Origin of the sequence: Bacillus sp. BD48, from assembly GCF_046566805.1 — a bacterium.
GTDB classification, from domain to species: Bacteria; Bacillota; Bacilli; order Bacillales; family Bacillaceae; genus Bacillus; species Bacillus safensis.
Genome location: NZ_JANGFM010000004.1, coordinates 131,947 through 154,036, shown reverse-complemented (window position 1 = coordinate 154,036; position 22,090 = coordinate 131,947). Strand labels below are relative to the sequence as shown.

At 42.4% G+C, this 22,090-nt stretch carries 20 protein-coding genes; 5 read left to right on the top strand and 15 right to left on the bottom strand.

The features are described 5' to 3' along the window. Positions 1–186 precede the first annotated feature (186 nt). The gene (locus ACLGGR_RS13275) at positions 187–486 is read left to right on the top strand and encodes a hypothetical protein (RefSeq protein ID WP_410973234.1); all 300 of its coding nucleotides are present in this window, start codon (positions 187–189) and stop codon (positions 484–486) included. Between the two features lie 249 nt (positions 487–735). On the opposite strand, the gene ACLGGR_RS13270 is transcribed toward ACLGGR_RS13275, so the two are convergent. Further along, complete coding sequence (locus tag ACLGGR_RS13270; protein WP_410973233.1) at positions 736–1,848, bottom strand: response regulator aspartate phosphatase; 1,113 nt, start codon at positions 1,846–1,848, stop codon at positions 736–738. 1,194 nt (positions 1,849–3,042) lie between these two features. Between ACLGGR_RS13270 and ACLGGR_RS13265 the strand changes: the two genes are divergently transcribed. After that, positions 3,043–3,660 (top strand): hypothetical protein, encoded by a 618-nt coding sequence (locus tag ACLGGR_RS13265; protein WP_142946491.1) that lies wholly within the window; start codon positions 3,043–3,045, stop codon positions 3,658–3,660. A 157-nt stretch (positions 3,661–3,817) separates the two neighbouring features. Here ACLGGR_RS13265 and nadE read toward each other — a convergent pair whose 3' ends face one another. Continuing rightward, complete coding sequence (gene nadE, locus ACLGGR_RS13260; RefSeq protein ID WP_410973232.1) at positions 3,818–4,639, bottom strand: ammonia-dependent NAD(+) synthetase; 822 nt, start codon at positions 4,637–4,639, stop codon at positions 3,818–3,820. Positions 4,640–4,837: 198 nt separating this feature from the next. Further along, a complete protein-coding gene (locus ACLGGR_RS13255) occupies positions 4,838–5,434 on the bottom strand; it encodes a DUF1989 domain-containing protein (protein ID WP_024427248.1) in 597 nt (198 codons plus the stop codon). Positions 5,435–5,546: 112 nt separating this feature from the next. On the opposite strand from ACLGGR_RS13255, the gene ACLGGR_RS13250 reads away from it, so the two are divergent. Further along, complete coding sequence (locus ACLGGR_RS13250) at positions 5,547–6,863, top strand: amino acid permease (protein ID WP_034283246.1); 1,317 nt, start codon at positions 5,547–5,549, stop codon at positions 6,861–6,863. On the opposite strand, the gene ACLGGR_RS13245 is transcribed toward ACLGGR_RS13250, so the two are convergent. The 7 genes from ACLGGR_RS13245 to ACLGGR_RS13215 all read right to left on the bottom strand — a co-directional run bounded on the left by ACLGGR_RS13245 (position 6,858) and on the right by ACLGGR_RS13215 (position 13,481). Continuing rightward, positions 6,858–7,616, bottom strand: a complete 759-nt coding sequence (locus ACLGGR_RS13245; RefSeq protein ID WP_323650025.1) for a YqcI/YcgG family protein — start codon at positions 7,614–7,616, stop codon at positions 6,858–6,860. The genes ACLGGR_RS13250 and ACLGGR_RS13245 overlap by 6 nt on opposite strands. Before the next feature lie 190 nt (positions 7,617–7,806). Continuing rightward, positions 7,807–8,190 (bottom strand): UPF0715 family protein, encoded by a 384-nt coding sequence (locus tag ACLGGR_RS13240; RefSeq protein WP_410973231.1) that lies wholly within the window; start codon positions 8,188–8,190, stop codon positions 7,807–7,809. A gap of 103 nt (positions 8,191–8,293) precedes the next feature. After that, on the bottom strand, positions 8,294–8,923 hold the full coding sequence (locus ACLGGR_RS13235; protein ID WP_024427245.1) for a LysE family translocator: 630 nt from the start codon (positions 8,921–8,923) through the stop codon (positions 8,294–8,296). A gap of 103 nt (positions 8,924–9,026) precedes the next feature. Beyond that, on the bottom strand, positions 9,027–10,217 hold the full coding sequence (locus tag ACLGGR_RS13230; RefSeq protein ID WP_410973230.1) for an MFS transporter: 1,191 nt from the start codon (positions 10,215–10,217) through the stop codon (positions 9,027–9,029). A gap of 54 nt (positions 10,218–10,271) precedes the next feature. Further along, a complete protein-coding gene (locus ACLGGR_RS13225) occupies positions 10,272–11,318 on the bottom strand; it encodes a Gfo/Idh/MocA family protein (RefSeq protein WP_024424339.1) in 1,047 nt (348 codons plus the stop codon). Further along, entirely contained in the window at positions 11,315–12,181 is an 867-nt protein-coding gene (locus tag ACLGGR_RS13220) for an HAD-IIB family hydrolase (protein ID WP_142946495.1), read from the bottom strand. Before ACLGGR_RS13220 ends, ACLGGR_RS13225 begins: the two co-directional genes overlap by 4 nt. Further along, a complete protein-coding gene (locus ACLGGR_RS13215) occupies positions 12,156–13,481 on the bottom strand; it encodes a DegT/DnrJ/EryC1/StrS family aminotransferase (protein WP_323650031.1) in 1,326 nt (441 codons plus the stop codon). The genes ACLGGR_RS13220 and ACLGGR_RS13215 overlap by 26 nt, the downstream gene beginning before the upstream one ends. A gap of 109 nt (positions 13,482–13,590) precedes the next feature. On the opposite strand from ACLGGR_RS13215, the gene ACLGGR_RS13210 reads away from it, so the two are divergent. Beyond that, positions 13,591–14,580, top strand: a complete 990-nt coding sequence (locus ACLGGR_RS13210) for a LacI family DNA-binding transcriptional regulator (RefSeq protein ID WP_142946497.1) — start codon at positions 13,591–13,593, stop codon at positions 14,578–14,580. Positions 14,581–14,828: 248 nt separating this feature from the next. Here ACLGGR_RS13210 and ACLGGR_RS13205 read toward each other — a convergent pair whose 3' ends face one another. From ACLGGR_RS13205 to ACLGGR_RS13195, 3 genes are all read right to left on the bottom strand, one after another. Then, on the bottom strand, positions 14,829–16,451 hold the full coding sequence (locus ACLGGR_RS13205; RefSeq protein ID WP_087976277.1) for an L-lactate permease: 1,623 nt from the start codon (positions 16,449–16,451) through the stop codon (positions 14,829–14,831). 43 nt (positions 16,452–16,494) lie between these two features. After that, positions 16,495–17,442, bottom strand: coding sequence for an L-lactate dehydrogenase (locus ACLGGR_RS13200; protein ID WP_142946498.1), 948 nt, complete (start codon positions 17,440–17,442; stop codon positions 16,495–16,497). Positions 17,443–17,659: 217 nt separating this feature from the next. After that, positions 17,660–19,090: a YfcC family protein gene (locus tag ACLGGR_RS13195; RefSeq protein WP_251216828.1), complete on the bottom strand. Its 1,431-nt coding sequence runs from the start codon at positions 19,088–19,090 to the stop codon at positions 17,660–17,662. A gap of 153 nt (positions 19,091–19,243) precedes the next feature. On the opposite strand from ACLGGR_RS13195, the gene ACLGGR_RS13190 reads away from it, so the two are divergent. Then, a complete protein-coding gene (locus tag ACLGGR_RS13190; protein WP_410973229.1) occupies positions 19,244–20,371 on the top strand; it encodes a M20 peptidase aminoacylase family protein in 1,128 nt (375 codons plus the stop codon). A gap of 49 nt (positions 20,372–20,420) precedes the next feature. Here the strand turns inward: ACLGGR_RS13190 and ACLGGR_RS13185 are convergent, their stop codons facing one another. Both ACLGGR_RS13185 and ACLGGR_RS13180 read right to left on the bottom strand, forming a co-directional pair. Beyond that, entirely contained in the window at positions 20,421–21,143 is a 723-nt protein-coding gene (locus tag ACLGGR_RS13185) for an SDR family NAD(P)-dependent oxidoreductase (RefSeq protein WP_142946501.1), read from the bottom strand. A gap of 110 nt (positions 21,144–21,253) precedes the next feature. Next, complete coding sequence (locus ACLGGR_RS13180) at positions 21,254–22,006, bottom strand: alpha/beta fold hydrolase (RefSeq protein ID WP_410973228.1); 753 nt, start codon at positions 22,004–22,006, stop codon at positions 21,254–21,256. Positions 22,007–22,090: the final 84 nt, after the last annotated feature.

Genomic DNA, 22,090 nt, shown 5'->3' with positions numbered 1-22,090 from the left:
TCTAATTTCACTTTTCGGAATGTGGTTTCATTGTAAGCGCATTCTTTTTGTTCGTCAATCATTTTTTCTGAAAATACTGTCAACAGAAATGAAATTAAGTGAATCGAACTAATTATGTTTGCTTTTTTTGATCAAAGAAATCGGTATTTAGTTAAATGGACTTAAGTAGATCGTTCTACTAATTTAATGAAATTTTGGTTATTTTGTCAAACCCGCTTGAAATTCGACATAAAAAGACCTCTCCAGATGATGGAGAGGTCTCAGTATGATGTGAAATTGAAGTTTCCGACTGATAAGTATCCAGAAACAGCACGACACATAAAAAATGCTATAAAAAAGGGTGCTTCTGCCGTTTGCACGATTGATAAAGAAGGTGCCGATATAGAATACCTATCTCCTTCAGACAATCAAGGTGCGGGATCTTGGGTGTCCCATCAACTAAATGAATACGAAGATGGAACGGCCGTACTGTTTGTTGTTGATTAGGGTTATGCAACTTTGAATTAGATCGCAGCTTATTCAAAAAATCCCTATCCAATTGGAAGGGATTTTTTCTGAGTGTCTGTTAGTGCATTGGCGTTGTTCCAGAAGAATTTCCAAATAGACAGACCCAAAAGGTCTGCCATTTTTCATGTACCTAATCGAATAGCCAACTCCATAGCAGTCTCGGTATGATTCAGATATGAACCACCAACCAACATCATGATCGCAAGACCAGCTAAAACAAAGCTTTTTCTAATGTTCATACAAACAGTCGCCCCTTCGAATTTGTTTTTGAGCGTACACCATTTGCTGATACAAATATACAGATTCCTCCATACGCTCACATTTAGTATAAAATTCTGCGGACTCTAATGCCAGTTCTTCTAAATATGGATAACCCCTAATGTTATCAAATCGTTTCAAAATATCCTTGAGATCATCAAGATTAAGTGGCTTTATATATAGGTTTACAAGAAAATCGTACAAAGATTCGAATAATTGATCAGGGTTTGATTTTAGATAATCTATGCCACGCTGCAAATATTCCTTGGCCAATTCATCGTTACCCAATTTAAAATGGATCAGAGTCTGCTGATAAAGGACTGCTCGTATGTGAGAATGACGTTTCAAATAAATTTCAGCTTCCTCCAAATGATCTAATGCCAACTGATATTTTTCCAAACTAGAATAACAGTGACCCAAGTTCATCAAACTTATACCAATCATTAATTCATCCTTAATCGCATGTGATTTTTCTAATGCTTTGTCTAAATGCGGGAGAGACTTTTCAGAACTGTTAAGATCAATATAATTTCCTGAAACAACAAAACGAGCCTGAATTTCTCGGACAAGATAAGTCGGGTGCGCCTTATATGTATCAAGGGCTAGCATGATGTAATACATAGACATTTGAGTTTGCTTCATGTGATAGAAAATCTCTGCCATCTTGAAGTAAAACTCTGCTCTTTCAACTTCATCCGCCACTCGATCCAATCGTTTTTCTGCCTGTCGATAAAAAGTAATCGCAGTAATGTAATCACCTTGCGAAAACTCATACATCCCTTTGAAAAAATTAAAATAGTATTCCAAGATTCCAGTAAGCTTCCGCCCTTGCCCTTCAACTGATCGCAGGTACTCCGCTTTGTTTAATTTCCGAGCTCCTAGATTCATGTATTCAAGCATTTGTTCGTGGCGGAATTCCATAAGCTGAAAATAAAGAACAGCTTGCTCATCTTCCTCCATGATGTCTAAATCCCTTCTGATCTCACTCCGAAGCATTTCCGCATCTGTTACATTCAGCCTCTTGATATTCTGATACCATTCATTAATCTTCTGACCGATTTTCGCTGAAGATACAGCTGCCATTTATTCATCCCCCTCAATTTTTGCCGTTTTATGTTAAATCCTAGCACATGAAATACGTCCAAAACCCATTTTAGTTCCAATTTTGAAAATTTTCGGTATCTCGCAAACAGATTTTCAAACTGATTTCAGTAGCCAAAACGAAAAACACATTTAAAGCCCTTATAAGCGTTTTTGACACACTACCCCTACTTTTAATACCTAAACAAAAAAAGCGATCAGAATCAAATCTGAGCGATCTCAACTGAAATTTTTAAGTAAACCTCTATGTGAGTGTTAAAATCTCTTGATTTCCGTCAAGCGCCTTTCAAGAAGCAGCCTAGCTCTTTCTTTTTCGTTTTCGTTCCTCATTAGCTTTGATTAAAAACAAAACTGAAACACCTAGAATGAGTAATCCTATCTCAAACAGGTTTATTCCTACTTCTACCTTCACATGATTCACCTCCGCAGTGACTGGATTTTATCACAAAAAAAATCCGTCAAAATGAAGCACTGAAAAATAAAAAAAATGCTTGCGGACACCGCAAGCAAAATGGAATTTTTTCAACAAAAACAAAATATTAAGAAACAAAAAAACATGCTCTCCAGCCTGTTCATTAACGATAATTGACAATCTAATTCTTCTCTATTCGAAATTTCTCCTCCCAATTAAAAGAACCTTAATTGCGGACACCGCAACTGGAAAATAAAATTTCCATCATATTTCCAATTATAAAGAAATAAATGGTAGCATTGGAATATATCAAAGAAAGTGAGTGATTTTTATAAGCCCATGTCTCTTATGACTCTTTATGCAACCATTTTTTAGACTCTCTTATGATCCCCCAAAATAGGAACCTGTACAGAACTACAAGCAAGAAAAAAGTATAAACAAACTCAAAGGGAGAGAATGGTTCATAATCAATTATGTATGCATTAATAAACACTATTACCAAAGAAAACAATTCCATCAAAGAATCTATAAATCTGTTTTCTTTGAACACGTCCCTTGTCTTTTTGAAATTAAAGATGTCTTTAATTTCCCCACTGGAAAGTCCTTTGATTAAAGCTAAACCTATCAAGTACACACCAAAAGACATCTCAAAGGAAAAACTCAACATCTGTGTGATTACACAATAAATCAAAGTGAATAAGAATAAATACATTTTATTAATCTCCTTAACCTCTAAGTATTCCACCCCAATAGAAGGAAATATCATGTATGCGTTACCCAAAAAACAAATAGGAGTGGTACGTGTGTTTAAAAAATTTCTAGTAGTGTTATGTGTACTTACTATTACATTTGGTTTCTCTTCTCCAATGATTAGTCATGCCAGTCAAGGTAATAATGAGACCCCTCCAGTCAGTGTAGATAAAAAACAATTGGAATTAGCAGAGAAACTATCTAATTACTTCGAATTAGATAAGGATGGAAATATTCATTTTACAGCTGATAAAGAAACCCTTATGGAAATGGGAATTTCAGAACACGACAGTCTACTAATGACTTCAATGAAATCAGAAGAATTTAGCTTTGAAGAGAATGAGAAAAAAGGTGACATGCAGACATTAGGTTTTGTAGGTTTACACCTCAAATTAGGACCGAAAGTTAGAAGCATGAATGCCATAGTAGCAGGTGGATTTGCAGCCGGATATATCGGTTGGTACACAAGTCGAATTGCTGCTGCTGGACCATGGGGTGCTGGAGCCGCTGCGGCTATTACTGCTGGAACTTCTGGTGCTGTTGCATGGGCAGTTAAAAACAAATATAAGAAAGTTGATGTAGGCGTAAATATTATGTTTGTTGATTTAGCATATACTGTAAAAATACCTTAAAAATTACTGTTAAGCAACAACATAAGAAAAAACACCTCCTTTAGTGGGACTTATCTCTATTATAAAATTTGGAGATGGAAACTTTAAGGAAAAAAATAAAGCTGTCGAGATTTTCTCGACAGCCTGAAACCTCTCCATCTTCTGGAGAGGTCTTTTTTTATTTCCACCAGTCATCAAACATGGAAGCGGGTACTTGGCGTTTATGCTCTGATTGAACATAGCGCTTTTCAATCGCTTCTGCTGCTTGATCTGACACTGGTTTTCCTTCTAAGTAATCATCAATTTCACTGTACGTAATACCGAGTTCTGTTTCATCCGTTTGCTGAGGTTTGTCGTCCAGCAGATCGGCTGTTGGTTTCTTTAAATACAGGCGTTCCGGTGCTTCTAGCGCTTCTAAAAGCGCCCGGCCTTGGCGTTTTGTCAGACCTGTGAGCGGAAGAACATCGGCACCGCCATCACCATACTTCGTGAAGAAGCCGGTTACTGCTTCAGCTGCATGATCTGTACCGATGACAAGCAATCCTTCCTCACCACCGACAGCATATTGCGCGATCATTCTCATGCGTGCTTTGACATTCCCTTTATTAAAGTCAGACAATGGTCCGCCCGTTTCCTTTTGATATTGATCACTGAATGCTGACACGGCAGGTGCAATATCATATTTCCATGACTTGTCTGGCTGAATAAATGATAGAGCGAGCTGCGCATCATCTTCATCCTGCTGCACACCGTGCGGAAGGCGTACCGCAATAAAGACTGCATCCTCTTTTCCTTCTTGACGAAGCTCAGATGCAGCAAGCTGCGCAAGACGTCCGGCAAGCGTTGAATCCTGCCCGCCGCTAATGCCGAGTACGAATCCCTTTGCCCCGGTTTTTTTCAAGTACTCTTTTAGAAATCCAACCCGTTTTTCGATCTCCTGCTTTGGGTCAATTGAGGGCTGCACATGCAACTCTTGGCTGATCTTTTTCTGCAAACTCATACACTTTTCCTCCTAAGCATCCTCTACATGAAGAGAACAGGTTTTACTCACAATTCATTGATTTAACAACGTTTTTTGAATCTTCATTATACCATGTTTTCATCAAGAACATTTTGTTAGACGTTCCCCTATTTCTGAGATGATCAAACATTCACAAGTGAAAAAGACCACGTCTTGATTGACTGGTCCTTTTCTTTTTTAATCGATTTCTACCCGTATGGATGTACAGCTTGATCCATTGCACTTCCCAATATCAGCAGGGCATGCAGACACGGCCACAATGAGGTCCATTTCAGCCCGAAGGCGAATGTAGTCACCGGGCAGCGATTTTGGCTGCTCCACAGACAGCTTTCCTTTTTCATCAATGACTGTATTCATAAAGGCATTAAAAGGATAGTACATATCCTCCTTTGGAATCCCAAAGGGCTCAAAGGCAGTCCGCAAATTATCGTAGCATGTATGCATGACCTCTAAGTGCGTCCTGCCGTATAAAAGCTGATACATCTCTTGGCGGCAGGCGGGCATGTATAAATCATGGCATTCCACTGTATCTTCAATGATCGTAAACATCGGTTTATATAAATTAGAATAGAGCTTATCACCTTTTTTCACTTTGGATGAAAATAGGCTGTCCATTGTCGCACCTTGGTCAAATTTTTCATAAAAATCCTTTTCATGATAGGCCATCACATCTGCTACTTGCTGGCCTTCGACATCAACCACTCGCATACATTGGCCTTTTCCTAAACGAAAGCCGAGTCTACCCTTTGGTAAAATGACGTATTCTCCGTTCATCACATGCACTCCTTTCCATGACAGTATGCCCAAAATGTCCCCTTGATCATGTATAAAAAAAAGAGGCGGTCACAAGCTAATGTCATTGAAATAGAAAGGTGTTGCACTTGCATTGAAAGAAGAACAATCTTTATCTTGGTGGCAGCTTTCTCTCATCGGAGTCGGCTGTACAATTGGCACTGGGTTCTTCCTTGGCTCCAGCATCGCCATTACAAAGTCCGGTTATTCCGTCTGCATTTCCTTTTTGCTTGCTGCGGTCGGAACGTATCTCGTCTTTAAACATTTGGCTGCGATGACAGCTGATAACCCTGATAAAGGGTCGTTTTGTTCCTATGCTCGTAAAGCATATGGACGCTGGGCAGGGTTTAGCAATGGCTGGGTATATTGGTTTGCAGAAATGCTGATTACAGGGAGTCAATTGACAGCCATTTCTCTATTTACCCGCCACTGGTTTCCTTCTGTTCCGCTTTGGGTGTTTTCTGCGATTTATTCCGCTCTTGCCCTGCTCGTCATTATCATCGGGCTTTCTTCTTTTCAAAAGACAGAAAATGTTCTTGCGGTACTGAAAACAGCGGCGATTTTTCTGTTTATGATTCTTGCGGTGCTTGTGTTATTCGGCATTTTGACAGAACATAAACCGACCCTGCATCTGCCTAACAAGGATCACGAATGGATGCCGCTTGGGCCGCTTGGTCTTTGGAATGGATTGATTTACGCGTTTTATGCATTTGGAGGAATTGAAGTCATGGGGCTGATGGCGGTTCATTTAAAAGACCCGAAGGATGCGGCAAAAGCTGGACGTGTCATGCTGATCATTCTAGCGGTCATCTATATCGTCTCAATCGGACTTGCTCTCTTGCTTGTCCCAGTGACAGCCTTTAATGAGAACAGCAGTCCATTTATTACATCATTAGAGCCGTTTCATTTATCAATCTTTCTTCATATCTTTAATGGCATTTTCATCATTGCCGGTTTTTCGACATTGGTTGCCTCTCTCTATGCGGTCACAACACTGCTCGGCACAATGTCAGAGCATCAAGATGCACCTGCTTGCTTTAAACAAAAAGACCCATCTCATGTGAGGTGGTCTTCGATTATCTTAACTGCTGCTGGCTTAATTGTCTCAATTTTGCTTGCACTCTTTTTGTCAAAACACATCTACGAGCATCTCACAACAGCAGCTGGTCTTACCCTGCTGTACACATGGATCTTTATTCTGTTCTCAAGTAAAAAGTTATCCAAGCCATCCACTCGCCAAACGTGCGAAATGATTCTTGCGCTGCTCTTAATTGGAGCCGCCGTTTCAGGCACATTAACAGAGGCAAGCGGACGACCTGGCTTTTTTATCAGCCTAGGGATCATTGCAGTGATTGCCATCATGGTGCTATTTATGAGGAAAAAGTGGAAGCAGGATCAGACCGCATCATAATTTCATCATGTTTTTTAATGCAGTAAATGGACATTTGGCGGAGGCTGGTTTCTCCGCCTCTTCATCTGGGAGAAAGTATTGCTTCCATTCATGATTGGCCGGGTCACCGTACCATTTTAATGATGAATGAACACTGACCTCATCATATGCTTTGAGCCGCTTGCGAACGAGCTGGCTCATTTTTTGTCCAAACTTGGTCGACCCATTCAATTTCTCAAACACCCATCTAGGCTGAAACGCCATCAAGAGATAAGGGAAGTGGCGGCTTTTTCTAAGCTTGTGAGCAGGTGTGGAACACAAAATAAAATACGCCTCTCCATGGAAGCAATACTCCCACTCATGATGATGAGTATCTAGCGGGATTTCCTCAGGCCACGGTTCTTCATCTTTATGATGCAGCCGTTGAAGCAGCGACCAAAACTGCTGCTCAAACTCTTCAAGCGAACTTTCCTTTAAGTCCTGCGGTGTTTCAAAAAAACAGATAAATGAAGCATATTGACCGGTTTCTTTCGCACAGCCTTGATATTCTCTCAGCAGATGGGCTAATTCATCAACCGCTTCCTCTTTCCTAGGGTCACCGACAAACCCATAGCGTAAATGATCGAGAAAAAATCCCTGTCTTCCGGGTACACAAGGGAATGTATCTGCTTCATCTCCTACCATCTCGCCAAATTTTGTGAAAGCGTCCTGCTTCCATTCTTCTAGTGATCGTAGATTTTGATCAAGGCAACTTTTTGCATACAGCTGGGCCATTTCCTTCCACCTCGTTTTAGCGTCTTCTTCATAGCCTATGAGGTGGAAATGGCTGTGGTGACTGTCCTTCCACGACTTTCCTTGTGCATGTCAGGATGGGGGTTCCGTTCAAATTGAGCAGGTATTTGTTTCTTTAATTCTATTATGTATGAACAAACTAGTGAAAGTTAATAGAACGCCTTTCGTCATCCTATGATCGGTTCTTCATCAAAAAGACGGAATCCAGCACCCAATAAATAAGGGCGGCTGAGAAGCTAAACAGATAGACTTTATAGCTCATGAACACAACAAGCCCATAATCAATCCATAAAGCCAAAGCCGAACACACCACCCATGCCGCAATAAAATAAATCAGTAAGTCACGGCTTCGAAACCTCTTAGGATGCCGGTGTAAAACAAACTGAATCGGTGCAGCAAAAATGACATAAGCGAGCAAAATGAACAGACTGGTCATCTCCACATAACTAAAGCCCACTTCAGGCTGCATGAATAATAACATATAAACGAATGTTGCAGTGATGACTGATAAAATCAGCATACACACATAGTTGAATACTGGCAGAAACATACGCATAGCAGAAGCTCCTTCAAACCATTTAATATTCCACCATTATTCAAGAATGTGTTATGTCTGTCAATCCTTACAAAAAACAGACTGAATGTGTCAGTCTGTTTTTCTATCCAATCAACGCCATGATCCCTTGATACCCAAAATAGGCGCCGAAACCAAGTAAAGATAGACCTGCCAGAACAGATAAGCCATGTAAAACACGTTCACTTAAATAACGCCTAAACGAACTAGCAAGCAGCGCCATGCTGAAATCCCAGATCAGCATGCCGATAAAAATAGCCATACTGTACATGAGCATTTGGGAAGCTCCATACTTTTCGATCGTATTGGCTAAAATGCTGCCATAGATGCCAAGCCAAAACAAAATACTGAGCGGATTAGATAAAGAAATGATAAATCCGCTCATGAACGACTGGCCAAATGAAGTGTTTCCGCTATGCTTTTTCGGACTCTCCTGCAAATTGATTTTACGCAGACTTTCAATGCCGGTATAGGTCAGAACGAAAAAGCCGAACAGCCACAAAAAGGTCTTTACAAGAGGTGCAGTCAAAAGCTGGGCGACACCAAAATAGATGAGAAGCATATAGACAATATCCGCAGCCATAGCCCCCACACCAAATATCCACGCATGCCAAAATCCACTTTTAATCCCTCTGTCGATTTGGGCTGCATTGACTGGCCCAACAGGCGCTGAAAGTGACAACCCTAAAAAGATATAACCAAAAAACACTGCCACATAGACGTCCTCCTTTTGATGCTGACTTGTACATGTTATTCAAACTTTCTGCGTTTTAGTACAAGTCCTTTGTCATCATTTCAGGTGGACCACGGGGAGCCGCTTAGCGATCTGCTTTCAGTGCCGACTGCTGCGCATGTACCGTTTCTTTTTTCTTAGAACGATTCATTTGAATCGCAGCTGTAAACAGAAGAACAGCTAAGAAGGCAAATACAAAGACGGCACTTGCAGCTCCTGCCCATTCTAGACTAAATCCAATCAAAAAGGACAAGCAGGCTCCGCCTAAGCTTGCGGCTGCAATAAAATAACTCGTCGCCTCATCGATGGCATTTTCAATCATTAAAGCAGATGCTGTCAGTGCGATTGGGAACATGCCAGCTGCACAAAGGCCGATGAAAAAGATGAGGATCAGCTGCGCGGCGATGTGGGTTGTCAGAGCAAATATCACAAGCAGCAGAATCATCAGAGATGCGCTTAGCTTTAAAAAACGCAGCGGATGCAGTTGATCGGCTTTTCTCGCAATCACGGTTCTGCCGATGACGATCGCTGTCCAGAAAGTAGAGACCGCAAAGAGGCCCCAATTTTCTCCCCCTTTTTCCAGCATGATCGACGGCAAAAAGTTCGCAAAATTCGTTTCAATCCCTGCGTAGAAAAAGGCAAAGCAAATCATGATCACCACAATCATTCGATTATTTCGATCAACAAGCAAGGACGGTTTCCTCGTCCCTCCTGTTAAAGGAGCATCCATCTGCCCATGAGGCAGCTTGTTCATAAAAACAAGCCAAAGCATAAGGAAAAATGTCAGCGCACCCACCTGAAATAAAAACACATACTGCCATGTCTGTTCTGTGACAGTCAGCAGAATCACTAGCGGGAATAACAGCGCACCTAATCCAAAAAAGACCTCCATGATACTGATTCGCTTTGCACTATTAGCCATCGAAATGACATACGCTCCGGCTGTTGTCTCAAGACTGCCTGCGCCGCTCCCAAGAAAAAAACCTGCCAGCACAAGCGTTGTCCATCCGGGCACCAATAGCCCCAGCAGAAGTGAGCCGATCATCAGCAAAAGACCCATGGTCAGAACAGCGCCATAGCCTTTTTTTCTCACTAGAATGGGAGATAGCAGAACACCTTTCAAAAAACCAATAAACTGAAAAAAAATTAAACATGATAATTCCCCGGGACCCTTATCGTAACTCGACAGCAAATAAGGCGTTAAGCTGCCAAAAAACACATGAATGGTCCCAATAAAAAAATAAAAGACACAGCCAAAATAAAATACCTTTTTCATCTTTTCACTTCCTCTAAAAAGGAGCGGAGTCATGACATCCTCCGCTCCACCTCTTTAATATGCCTGGGCAGAGACGACTGCCTCTTCCCTCTCAAAGCATGTATTGAGCGCAGCCTGTGCGCGATAACCATCTTCAAAATCAGCGACCTTCATATGAGATGGGTATGGATCAGTATTCACCCAATGCATCAGCTGATCGCGGAATGTATCGGACCATCCGTAAAATTCATTTGGCGGATCTGTCAGCAAAGTTTGCGGCATTTGATGACGTTCCACACACAATCCATCACTGATCTCATATTCGTTTTTCATGTTCGTATGGTATTTGAATACCTTGTCATGACCAACGACTTCTACACTAAATCCACATTCTTCAGGCTGCGTGCTTTTGGATGTCACCAAATGAAAGAACACTTGATTCTCCATCTGCCCGAAAATTTCGGTATGATCATCCACCTGAACCTTTTTCTCTTCTTTTTCTTTTACATGTGTCAGCATCTTGGTGTTAAGAGATTCTTTCTTCATTTCACTGCCAAACAAGTACCACAGCATATCAATCAAATGAATGCCAAGATCCCCTAGCGCACCGCTCGTACGCAGACTTTCGCCGCTGTCTCTCCATGAAAATGTCTTTCTTCTGAGGGCACTGTTTTTCTTAAAATGAGTTCTGACGGTCAAAATGCGTCCTAATTCACCGTTAGCAATCAAGTTCTTCAATATATTCACAAAGGATAAATAACGATAGTTAAAGCCCATACTGGCTTGAACTTGGAACTGTTTGGCTGTCTCCACCATTTCCTTCGCTTCCTTCAGCGACACAGCCATCGGTTTTTCACATAAAATCGGCTGTCCTGCTCTTAGTGACTGAAGGGCATGGTCTTTGTGACAAAAATTAGGAGAAGCAATAATCAACCCATCAGATGCATCTGCCAGTGTCTCAATACTTGAATACACACGTCCGCCGTACTGTTTAATGAATCCCTGTGCGACCGACTCATGCAAATCATAGACACCGGATAATTCTGCACCTTTAATCGTTGATAATGCTCTTGCATGTGCTTTTGCAATATTCCCTGCTCCAACAATTCCAATTTTCTTCATGAATGTGCCTCCTCATGTTTATACATCACTGTTTTCAGTGTTTCATAGATTCCTTTTGCATACCCATGATGACAAATTTGGTGATGGTGCCGTTTGGCTTCGGCTGTCGCATTTTGGACAAGGAAACCGTGTGTGACGGATTGAAGCATCCGCAAATCGTTCCCGCTATCACCAAAGGCAAAGCCTTGATCTTTCGATAAATCATATTGGTTCAGCATAAAGCGGACAATTTCATCCTTCCCTGTTCCGACTGGTAAAAAATCGACATCATAGCAATCCGCAGGATCTCCTGCAAGCGGGTTGCATTTGTTGATGTTGACCGCCACGCCTCGCTCTTTAGCCAGTGTTTGGATAAATGATAGATGATGAAGATCCGTCCGCTCATCCTGCTCCTGATAATAGAAATTCTTCTTATACCCTGAGCTGCCCAGCTGCGTTTGCGGCCTAAGGGAAATTCCCTTTTCTCGGATTGTTTTCAGGATGTCTTCGATTTTTTCATCTGAAAAGCCCTGCGCATCCAGCCTCTTCATCCACTCTGCATCTGGCTGTCCAAAATGAGCATCCGACGTATATACAATCTCAGTCCCTAAGTTCGACGCAATGAAATGCGGGAATTGATGAAAACCACCCTTTTCCATTTTGCTCGTGACAGAATCAAGACTGCTTCCCGTCACCCAGCCCAGCAAGAGCTGTCCCGCTTCACTCTTTTCTGCTACAAAGGTTTCCAGCCGCTTGATATCCTCTCTCTGCTCCTCTGTCATTCCGTGAGAATAATAGGTTTCATCAAAGTCACAGAAGACGATCCACTGCGGATTCTTCGGCTGATTCAGCAGTTTTTTATTGAATGGAAGACTTGATAACATGTTGAACCCCCTCGATGACCTTCTCCTGATCTTGCAGCGGCATTCCTGGATAAAGCGGCAAGTGAAGTAATTGCTGCGCTGCTTTTTCCGTGTGTGGAAGTGTCGTTTGTCTATATTTTTGAGAAACAAGATTGGTTTGATGCTGATGAGATAGAATCGGGTAATAAACATCCGTCTCTATGCCCATTTCCAGCAATTTCGCTGCCAGTTCATCGCGGTCTCCCTTCAGTACTCTGATCGGGAATAGATGCCATACATGATCATCCGTCAGCTTCGGAAGCCTCATGTATCCTTCATCCTCAAGCGTTTGCAGCTGGTCAATGTATCGCTTGGCTAAGTAAAAACGTTTAAAGTTTTGCAATCCTAAATACTTCATTCGTTCGAGTCCGATCGCTGCCTGCAAATTATCAATTTTGGAATTAAAGCCGTAGTCACTGCGTTTGACATTTTTCTTTCCAGCTTCAAATCCGTGATAGCTGATCTCCATGCATTTTTCCGCTAGGGCCTCATCATTTGTAGCGATGGCTCCTGCCTTTCCGCAGACCCCAAGATTTTTGTATGGATTAAAGCTGAGAACAAGTCCATCTCCATAAGCACCAAGTCCGCTGCTGCCAATCGCTTGACAGCCATCTTCAATGATTTTCAACCCATGCTGTTTCGCAATCGCCGAAATCGCCTTCATATCCGCTTGCTTTCCATATAAATGAACCGGTAGAATGCATACCGTTTTATCTGTGATATGCTTCTCTATTTCACTTGGTGCCAAGCAGTAGGTTTCTGGATCGATATCGGCATAAACAGGAACAGCCCCAATGGCAAGCACTGCATTTTCTGTTGCAGCAAAGCTATTGGCCGGCAAAATCACCTCGTCTCCTGGATGGACACCTGCTGATATGAGACTGATCATCAATGCATCTGTTCCACTTGACGTGGCAATGACATATTTTTTCCCTAAGTACTCAGCAATCGCCTTTTCAAACGTCGGAATATATGGCCCTGAAGTAAAACGGCCAGAGCTCAATACTTCCTTCAGCACCAGCATAATATCATCGATTTCATCCTCTGAAATCAGTTTGTCAACTGGCAGAAACGGTATCTTTTTTTCCTTATTTTGTTTATAATGGAAGAGAATTTTTTCCAAACCTGTGCGCTCTATATCTTGCTCAAGGAACGTCACCAGCTTTTCATTTGCTAGATGCTTTTCAACTGAATCGGCCTTTACTTGAACACCTTGATTGATCATATCCAGCAAAGGAAGATAATCCTTGCTTTTACCTGATATCTTCGTCAATATTTGCATTCCATTCCCTCCAATTAATCAATTCCTTTTGTTAATATTTAACTTGTTTCACATTGTAAATGATGTTATCGATTTCAGAACAATAACTTTGTGTAAAGGATTTGTTAATATGTGTACAATTTATGAAATTGCCAAACGCTGCGGGGTTTCAACCACCACCGTTTCCAGAGTGCTAAACCATCACCCATATGTGTCAGAAGAAAAGCGGCAGCTCATTTTACAGGTGATGGAGGAAATGGAATATACACCGAGTTCAGCAGCTCGCACACTAAGATCACATCAGACAAAAACCATTGCTGTGTCCGTTCCAGCTGTGGACCATCCTTTTTTTGCACAATTGATTAAAGGCATTTCAAAGGAAGCATTGGATCAAGGATATAAAGCCATCGTGCTTCAGACGTTTTATCAAGAAGCATTGGAGCTTGAAGGGCTTCAATTATTAAAAAGAAAAGAAGTAGATGGGGTCATATTGGGGGCATTAGAAAATCAGTGGGAAAAGATCGAGCCATTTTTAACAAACGGCCCCATTGTCATGGCTAATGAATATCATCAAACAGCAAACATCCCGATTATTGGTTACGATGAACGGGAAGCCGCCTATAAAGCGGTGGACTACTTGATTCGGTCGGGGCGAAAATCGATTGGGTTTTGCTTTGATACAGAAAGCAGTGAAGCGCAGAAACAAAGGAAACAGGGCTATCTTGATGCACTCTCTGCTCACGGTTTGCCGCTGCAAGACGATTGGCTGTTTGGAGAGGCATTTACCATTGAAGACGGCTTTCGCTTAATGGATGTCATCCATCACATGACGAATGCGCCTGATGCCATTTTCACCGGCAATGATCAAGTCGCAGCTGGGCTCATTAAACAGGCCATTTCATATGGCTATCAAATCCCCAAGGATCTAGCGGTCATCGGCTATGACAACCAAGACATATGTGAGGTGACAGCTCCAACGATCACCACGATTGACATACCGATCGTAGAGCTTGGCCAGCGGTCTTTACAGCAAATGATCGCACTCCTGCAAGACCAAAAACCATTGCAGCGTGAACATATCCAGCTGCCTACCCGGCTCGTGACAAGAGAATCTACATAAAGAAAAAGACTGAGATCTCTCTCAGTCTTTCAGATTGTTGTTGACAAAGGGCTAAAATGATCTTTATTTTAGCTCTTTGTCTTCTTTTCAGCGTGATAGAAAACCTTTGCAGTCTAGGAAGGACGGCTACTTTTGCGGAGCGAATTTGACATTCGTGAGCACCAGCGCGCAGGACTGACAAAGAATGCGAGGGTTTGTCTACACGCTGAAAGACTGAGATCTCTCTCAGTCTTTTTTAGTCTATCAACCTATACAAATTGAGCAAGAATGAATGTCCATATACATACAATACCGAGCAGAATGAAGCTGTACTTCACGGTCTTTTTGAAGAGCTCAGATTCTTTCCCTGTTTCTCCAACAGCGGCTGTAGCGATAGCGATAGATTGTGGAGAAATTAATTTTGCCATCACACCACCGGTCGTATTCGCCCCAATTAACAAACCTGCTTGTGAGCCGATTTGAGAAGCAGTGACCGCTTGAAGGTTACCGAATAAGGCGTTGTTACTCACGACAGATCCCGTAATAAACACGCCGATCCAGCCAAGCACCGGGCTGACAAGCGGGAACAAATCGCCTGTTTTGGCAAGAGCAAGTCCAATGGCTGAACTTAGTCCAGCAAAGTTTGCCAGGTTGGCAAAGCCCATGACAAAACAAATAGTAAGAACAGGAACCCAAAGCTCTTTCACCGCTGCTTTTAAGCAGACAGCGCCTTCTGTTAATGTAATATGTCTGCTAAACAGTCCAGTCAGCATGACCGCAATCAGAATGGCAGTACCCGTTGCACTGATGACATCAATTTTAAAGATCGCATCAATTGGTGTTTCCGTTTGGGCAATTGGTGGTAATTTCACAATTTGCTGATGTAAAAACGGCATTTTCACTAAAATGGTCGTCCAGTTAAGCGGTCCTCCTACAGCAAACAACGCTTTAAATGCTGGCAGACTCCATACCGTAATAACAGCAGTTAAAATATAGAACGGAGACCATGCTTTCAGTATTTCAACACCGCGATACGTTTGTTTCTGTTCAATATCTGGCGCTCCTTCTTCACGATAAATGTGTTTTGGCTGCCATTTCCGAAGAAATAAAGCCAAAATTCCCATACTTGCCAAGGCAGAAATAATATTGGCAAGCTCAGGACCCATCGTCACCATTGTGACAGCTTGCAAAATGGCATAGGTTCCACTCACAACCAGCAAGGCTGGCAGAGTTTCTTTGATTCCTTTGAAGCCATCTACAATCAGAATGAGGAGGAACGGTATACAGAATGAAATAAACGGGATCGTATATACAAGGGTTTGAGATAACGCAAGCGGCGTCATATTGCCCATTTGCGCCCCTGTAATCACTGGGATGCCTACAGCACCAAATGCACCAGATGCAGCATTGGCAATTAAGCAGAGCATCGCAGCTTTCAGCGGTTTAAACCCAAGCTCTGTTAAGAGAGCAGCACTGATCGCAATCGGTACACCAAACCCAGCAGCTCCTTCTAAAAATGCATTAAAGCTAAAACCAATTAATAAGAGCTGAAGACGTTGATCTTGAGAAATTCCTGCTATACTAGAACGAATGACATCGAACTTACCAGATTTCACTGCAATTTTATAGAGCCATACCGCCATGATGACGATATATCCAATCGGCCACAGCCCATTAGATATACCGAGCAGCACAGCAGATAATGCCTTTTCAACTGGCATATGAAAGAAGAAAACAGCTGTTACAAAACTGACGATTAAGGTAAAACAAGCGGCTAAAACACCTTTTAGCTTAAAAACGGTTAATGCAAGAAGGAAAAACAAGATTGGGAGCATTGCCACCAATGCACTGACGAATTCATTACCAAACGGATCATATATTTGCTGCCACATAGTGATTCATCCTTTTCTGCTCAGATAGGTTGCTTTTGATTGATTAAAAATGAGGAGCCAAAATCTCTTTTAACACATTCACACTGTGTGCAAATTTTTCTTTCTCCGTGTCGTTCAGTGTGAGCTCCATCACTTCTGTTGCGCCATTTCGATTCACAAGGGCAGGTACACCAATGTAGACATCTTCTGCTCCGTACTCTCCATCTAAGTAAGTGCTGACAGTTAAAATGCTGTTTTCATTGTGCAGGATCGCTCTTGTAATGCGGGCTAAACTCATTGCTACGCCGTAATAAGTGGCACCTTTTTTCTCAATGATTTGGTAAGCGGCATGACGGACATTTTCCATGATTTCATCTAAATCTTCTTGTTTGTATTGATCATTTCTCTTCATTAATTCTGTAATTGGTACACTTCCGATATTCGCATGACTCCAAACAGCAAGCTCTGTATCTCCATGCTCTCCAATGATGTACGCATGCACGTTGTGTGCCGCTGCTTCAAAATACTCACTGAGCATGTATCTAAATCTTGCCGTATCAAGCGTCGTACCACTGCCAATCACTCGTTCTTTTGGAAGACCACTGAATTTCCAAGTCGCATATGTCAAAATATCCACTGGGTTAGTAGCAACTAAGAAAATACCGTCGAATCCACTTTTCATTACGTTTTCTACAATGCCTTTAAATATATTTAAATTTTTCTCAACAAGGTCAAGTCTTGTTTCACCTGGCTTTTGGTTTGCACCAGCACAGATACAGACGATATCTGCATCCTTACAATCCTCATAATCTCCATACCATGTATTCACAGGATGCGGGGCAAATGCTTTTCCGTGGTTTAAATCCATCACGTCACCCATTGCTTTGTCTTGATTCAAATCGATGACAACCAATTCATCTGTGATCGCTTGATTTATTAATGTAAAGGCATAACTGCTGCCGACGAAACCTGCTCCAATAAGGGCTACTTTGTTTACTTTTTCGTTTGTCATTTATCTCATCCTCCTGAGTAAAACTAGGCTGTTTTTCTTATGTGAAGTATTTCACATTCTTATTGTGCAATACTTCACAAACTTTCGCAAGGGGGTTGCTCAAAAAATATATGTAGCGAATTTGTGAACACATTTATTGTGCTTTCAAAGCAATGCCTCCATACATATTTCCACAAGAAAAAAGCTGCCAAACGCTCTTCGGCAGCTTCATACATCATTAGTAAGGTCCCCAATTGATCATGACCCCGATACAAATAAACACAAGACCGATGACAAACCAAATGAGGGCAAGCGGCACCATAAAACGCAGCCACTTTACATAAGGAATACCACTTGCAGCAAGCACAGCCATCAACACACCGGAAGTCGGATTGATACAGTTGACCACCCCTTCGCCAAGCATTACCGCTTCTACAGCTACCTGTCTTGTGATGCCCATTAAATCAGCGAGCGGCGCAAGAATCGGGATAAAGACAACGGCTTCTCCTGATCCTGATGAAATCAAAAAGTGAAGAAGCGCACTTGCAATATACATCCCGATCGCACCAGCGATTGGACTAAAGCCTGTCAGCATACTCGCCAAGCCATTGACCACTGTATCAAGCAGCTTCCCGTTTTCTAAAATGACCGAAATACAGCGTGCCATCCCAACAATAAGTGCGCCGTATACAAGGCTTTGGCACCCGATAATAAACGTTTTCGCAATATCATTGGCCGCTAATCCGCCGAGCAGTCCAGCAACGATAGCCATAAAAATGAACACGCCCGCCATTTCCTTATCGGTCCAGCCAAGCTGAAGTGCGCCATATAAGAAACCTCCAAGTGACAATCCGCACACCGCTAAAATCAGCTTATGTCTCCCAGTAAATGCAGGCTTGTCCACAGATTCCGCATCGGCTCCGCCAAGCCCCTTAGCAGGAAACCATTGATCGCCAAGAATGCTTCCCTTTTCTTTATTCTTCAGCCGCCTTGTATAGAAATAGATGTACACAATACTAGAAATAAGAAAACAAAGATAAATAATGACACGAAGGCCAATGCCAGAAAAGATCGGCAGCTCTGCAATCGTTTGTGATAAACCTAATGGAGATGGAGATAAAATCGTTGCGTTAAACCCTGCATAACAGCCTATGTAAATGACCGCCGCTCCTGCCACAGCATCCCATTTCAAGGATCGTGCCACAATGATGCCGATTGGGATAAACCCAATGACAGAGTTCACGACAATTCCGGTCGTTCCAAGGATTGAAAATAATCCCCCAACAATACAAATAAACAATAATTGCTTCGTTTGAAACCGGCTGATGACATGGTGAATCATCCCGTTAATAGCACCTGTCTTCTCCAAAATAGCAATGGTACCGCCCGTAAATAAAATCAGAAAAATGATAGAAGAGGACCCTACCATTCCTTCTTGTATCGCTGTGAAAAATCCAACTGGACTCACTGGTGATTGATCAATGCGGTGATAACTGCCAGGAACGGCTGTTGTGATCTCCCCAGATGTTTTTCGGTCAAACTCACCCGCTGGTACAAAATACGTTGCTATCGTACAAATCAGTGCAATCATAAATAAGAGAACATACGCATCCGGCATTTGAAGTTTTCGTTTTTGTTTCTCTGGTGCTGATACTGTCGCTGTTTTCATGTGCCAAAACCCCTTTGTCCCGATCGGAATTTCACTTAATTTTCAGAATAATCAAATGATGTGTTATATTATAAACACTGTTGATATTTAAGATCAATATTATTTCACTAAAATAATGTTTTGGCAGATTATCTGTCAGCAAGGAGGCTTCTCATGACAACTTTGACAAACGAAATGAAACAAACCGTGACAGACATCTTTGAACACTTGCATGCCCACCCAGAAATAAGCTGGGAAGAAACAGAAACGACTGCTTATATTGAAGATATATTGAAAAAATTGGGCTGCAAAACTCAAACATTTGACGACTGTACAGGGGTGATCGGTGAGATTGGAGAAGGCGCACCAGTGGTCGCTGTGAGAGCCGATATTGATGCACTTTGGCAGGAAGTAGATGGTGAGTTTCAAGCCAATCATTCATGCGGCCACGATGCACACATGACAATGGCTCTCGGCACCTTCATGGCATTAAAGGAAAAAGAACGCCCGAACGGCACAATTCGTTTCATCTTTCAGCCTGCCGAGGAAAGAGGCGGCGGTGCGCTGAAAATGATTGAAAAAGGTGTGCTCGCAGATGTCGATTACTTATATGGCGTACATGTGCGCCCAATCCAAGAAACATTAAATGGACGCTGCGCTCCTGCTATATTGCACGGATCAAGTAATCATTACGTCGGCACCATTATTGGCGAGGAAGCGCACGGTGCACGTCCACACCTTGGCGTCAACGTCATAGAAGTGGCTTCAACCCTCGTGCAGAGACTCGCGCATATCCATGTCGATCCAAGAGTCGCTCATTCTGTCAAAATGACCAATTTACATGCTGGCGGGGGCAGCTCAAACATCATCCCAGGCAAAGCCTCTTTTACATTAGATGTACGGGCACAAACAAACGAAGTGATGGATGAACTAGAAAAAGAAATTGAAAGAGCCGTTCATGCTGTAGCGGATGCCTTTGGCGCTTCCATTACACTTTCAACAGACCATCGCCTGCCTGCCGCCACCTTAAATGAAGAAGCTGTCCAGATCATGTCACATGCGATTGAACAGGTTTTAGGCAAAGAGCAGCTTGATCCCCCGATCGTCACAACCGGTGGAGAGGACTTTCACTTTTATGCAGCAAAGCTTCCGCATATCAAATCCACGATGCTCGGATTAGGCTGTGATTTAAAGCCCGGTCTTCATCATCCGTATATGACCTTCGACCGCTCTGCCATCTTTACCGGCATTGAGATTTTGACTGAGGCTGTCTATCAAACACTCGATCAGCATTCATCATAAAATAAAAAAGCCACCCGCCTTCTCTTCAGGGCGGGTGGTCTGCTTTATATTATGCATTCAGATCTGTCATAGCTGGAACATTGATTTCTTTCACGCAAGATACCCTAGATAAATGAATCACACATCTGGCAAGCTCCACAATATCCTGGACAGGGATTCTCGTTTCATCATATAGAGTGATGGCCTTTTCGGCTCCATCTTCATACGGGACCTCCGCCGCCAGCTCTCCTGGATTGATACAGGTGACAGATATTTTATCCTTTCTCACATGCTCTCTCAGTGCATTCACAATTCCGCGCAGGCCAAATTTAGATGCAACAAACGAGACTTGCGGCAGGTTTGTATGATCCAGACCCGCCGTTGAGCCAATGACGATGATTTTTCCATTCTCCGATTTCCTTACGTGCGGAAGCAGTGCCTGGATGTACGTAATGGTTGAAGTGACATTCACATTGATTAGATGTGCAATATCCTCTGGCTGATCGTGATCAAAGGAATAATCGTCTTCAAAACCTCGTTTTTCCCATAAACCGACGTTATAGATGAGTACATCAATCGTCTTGTTCTCCAGAGCTTCGAGCATATAAGGGATATGCGTTTGGCTTGATAAGTCGATTTTCAGCCAAATTCTATGTACACCGTCATCTATGTTCAAACTGCTTGGTTCACTTCGCGACACAATCCAAACTGTATCTCCACTTGAAGGAAGACCCTTTACAAAAGCATCTCCTAATCCTTGACTTGCACCGAATATGATATAGTTTTTACTCATAGCTCCTCCTTCTATGGCACACAAACTGAAAGCGTTTGATACCTATATCATACAGATTTTAAGAGACCACCGCCCCTTTTATGCTCGTCTTCACTTAATAATTGGAACGGCTACTGGATTTCCTTTAATTCGGCTGGTAATGCACGTGCCTCTATAAAGCATTTGATCATTTCTGTAAAAAGTTCTTTCTTCTCAAAAGTAAATGTATGTCCAATACCGGGAACGATGACGCCTGCTGTCTTCGGATGTGAATTCGTTATTTTTTTGGCTGACCGTTTCATGATGCCTTTTTCTTTTTCTCCCACTGTGACAAGAATGCGTGCCTTCGCTTGCTGAAACGTGTCTGGGAGCTTGTAATGGAGGTTTTCTTGAAACATCGTAAGAAGGGTTTTCTTTTGCAGATGTTTCGATTCCGCCGCATAATGATGCAGTACATGTTGCGGGAGCCCCATCTTTTCGGCTTGGAGCTGGATAAACCAATCTTTCTTTAATAATGGATACGTCAGTGGCAAGAGGGGTCTCACCATGAAGTGCAGCCATGGCAAAGGCATCACAAGAGCGCTATTGATAACTGCTATGTCTACGATATCTGGCTCTCTTGATAACACATCAACAGCAATCTGCGCACCTAAAGAAAATCCAATCAGAATCACTTGACGGCCATTCGCGTTTTCCTTGATCCATGAGATAACTTCTTGGGTGCTTTCATTCATTGAAAATATCTGTTCTTTTGCTCTTGTCCCGTGTCCAATGAGATCAGGGGCAAAGCATTCATACGTGTCCTTAAATATTTCAACCTGCTCCTGCCACATCCAGCTGCTTACTCCTCCACCATGCAGAAAAATCATGATTGATTTATCCATCGCCCGACAACTCCATCCTTCTATATAAGAAAAAAGCAGCCGCTTTTTGAGCAGACTGCTTTTTCAACATGCTCCCTTCTATTA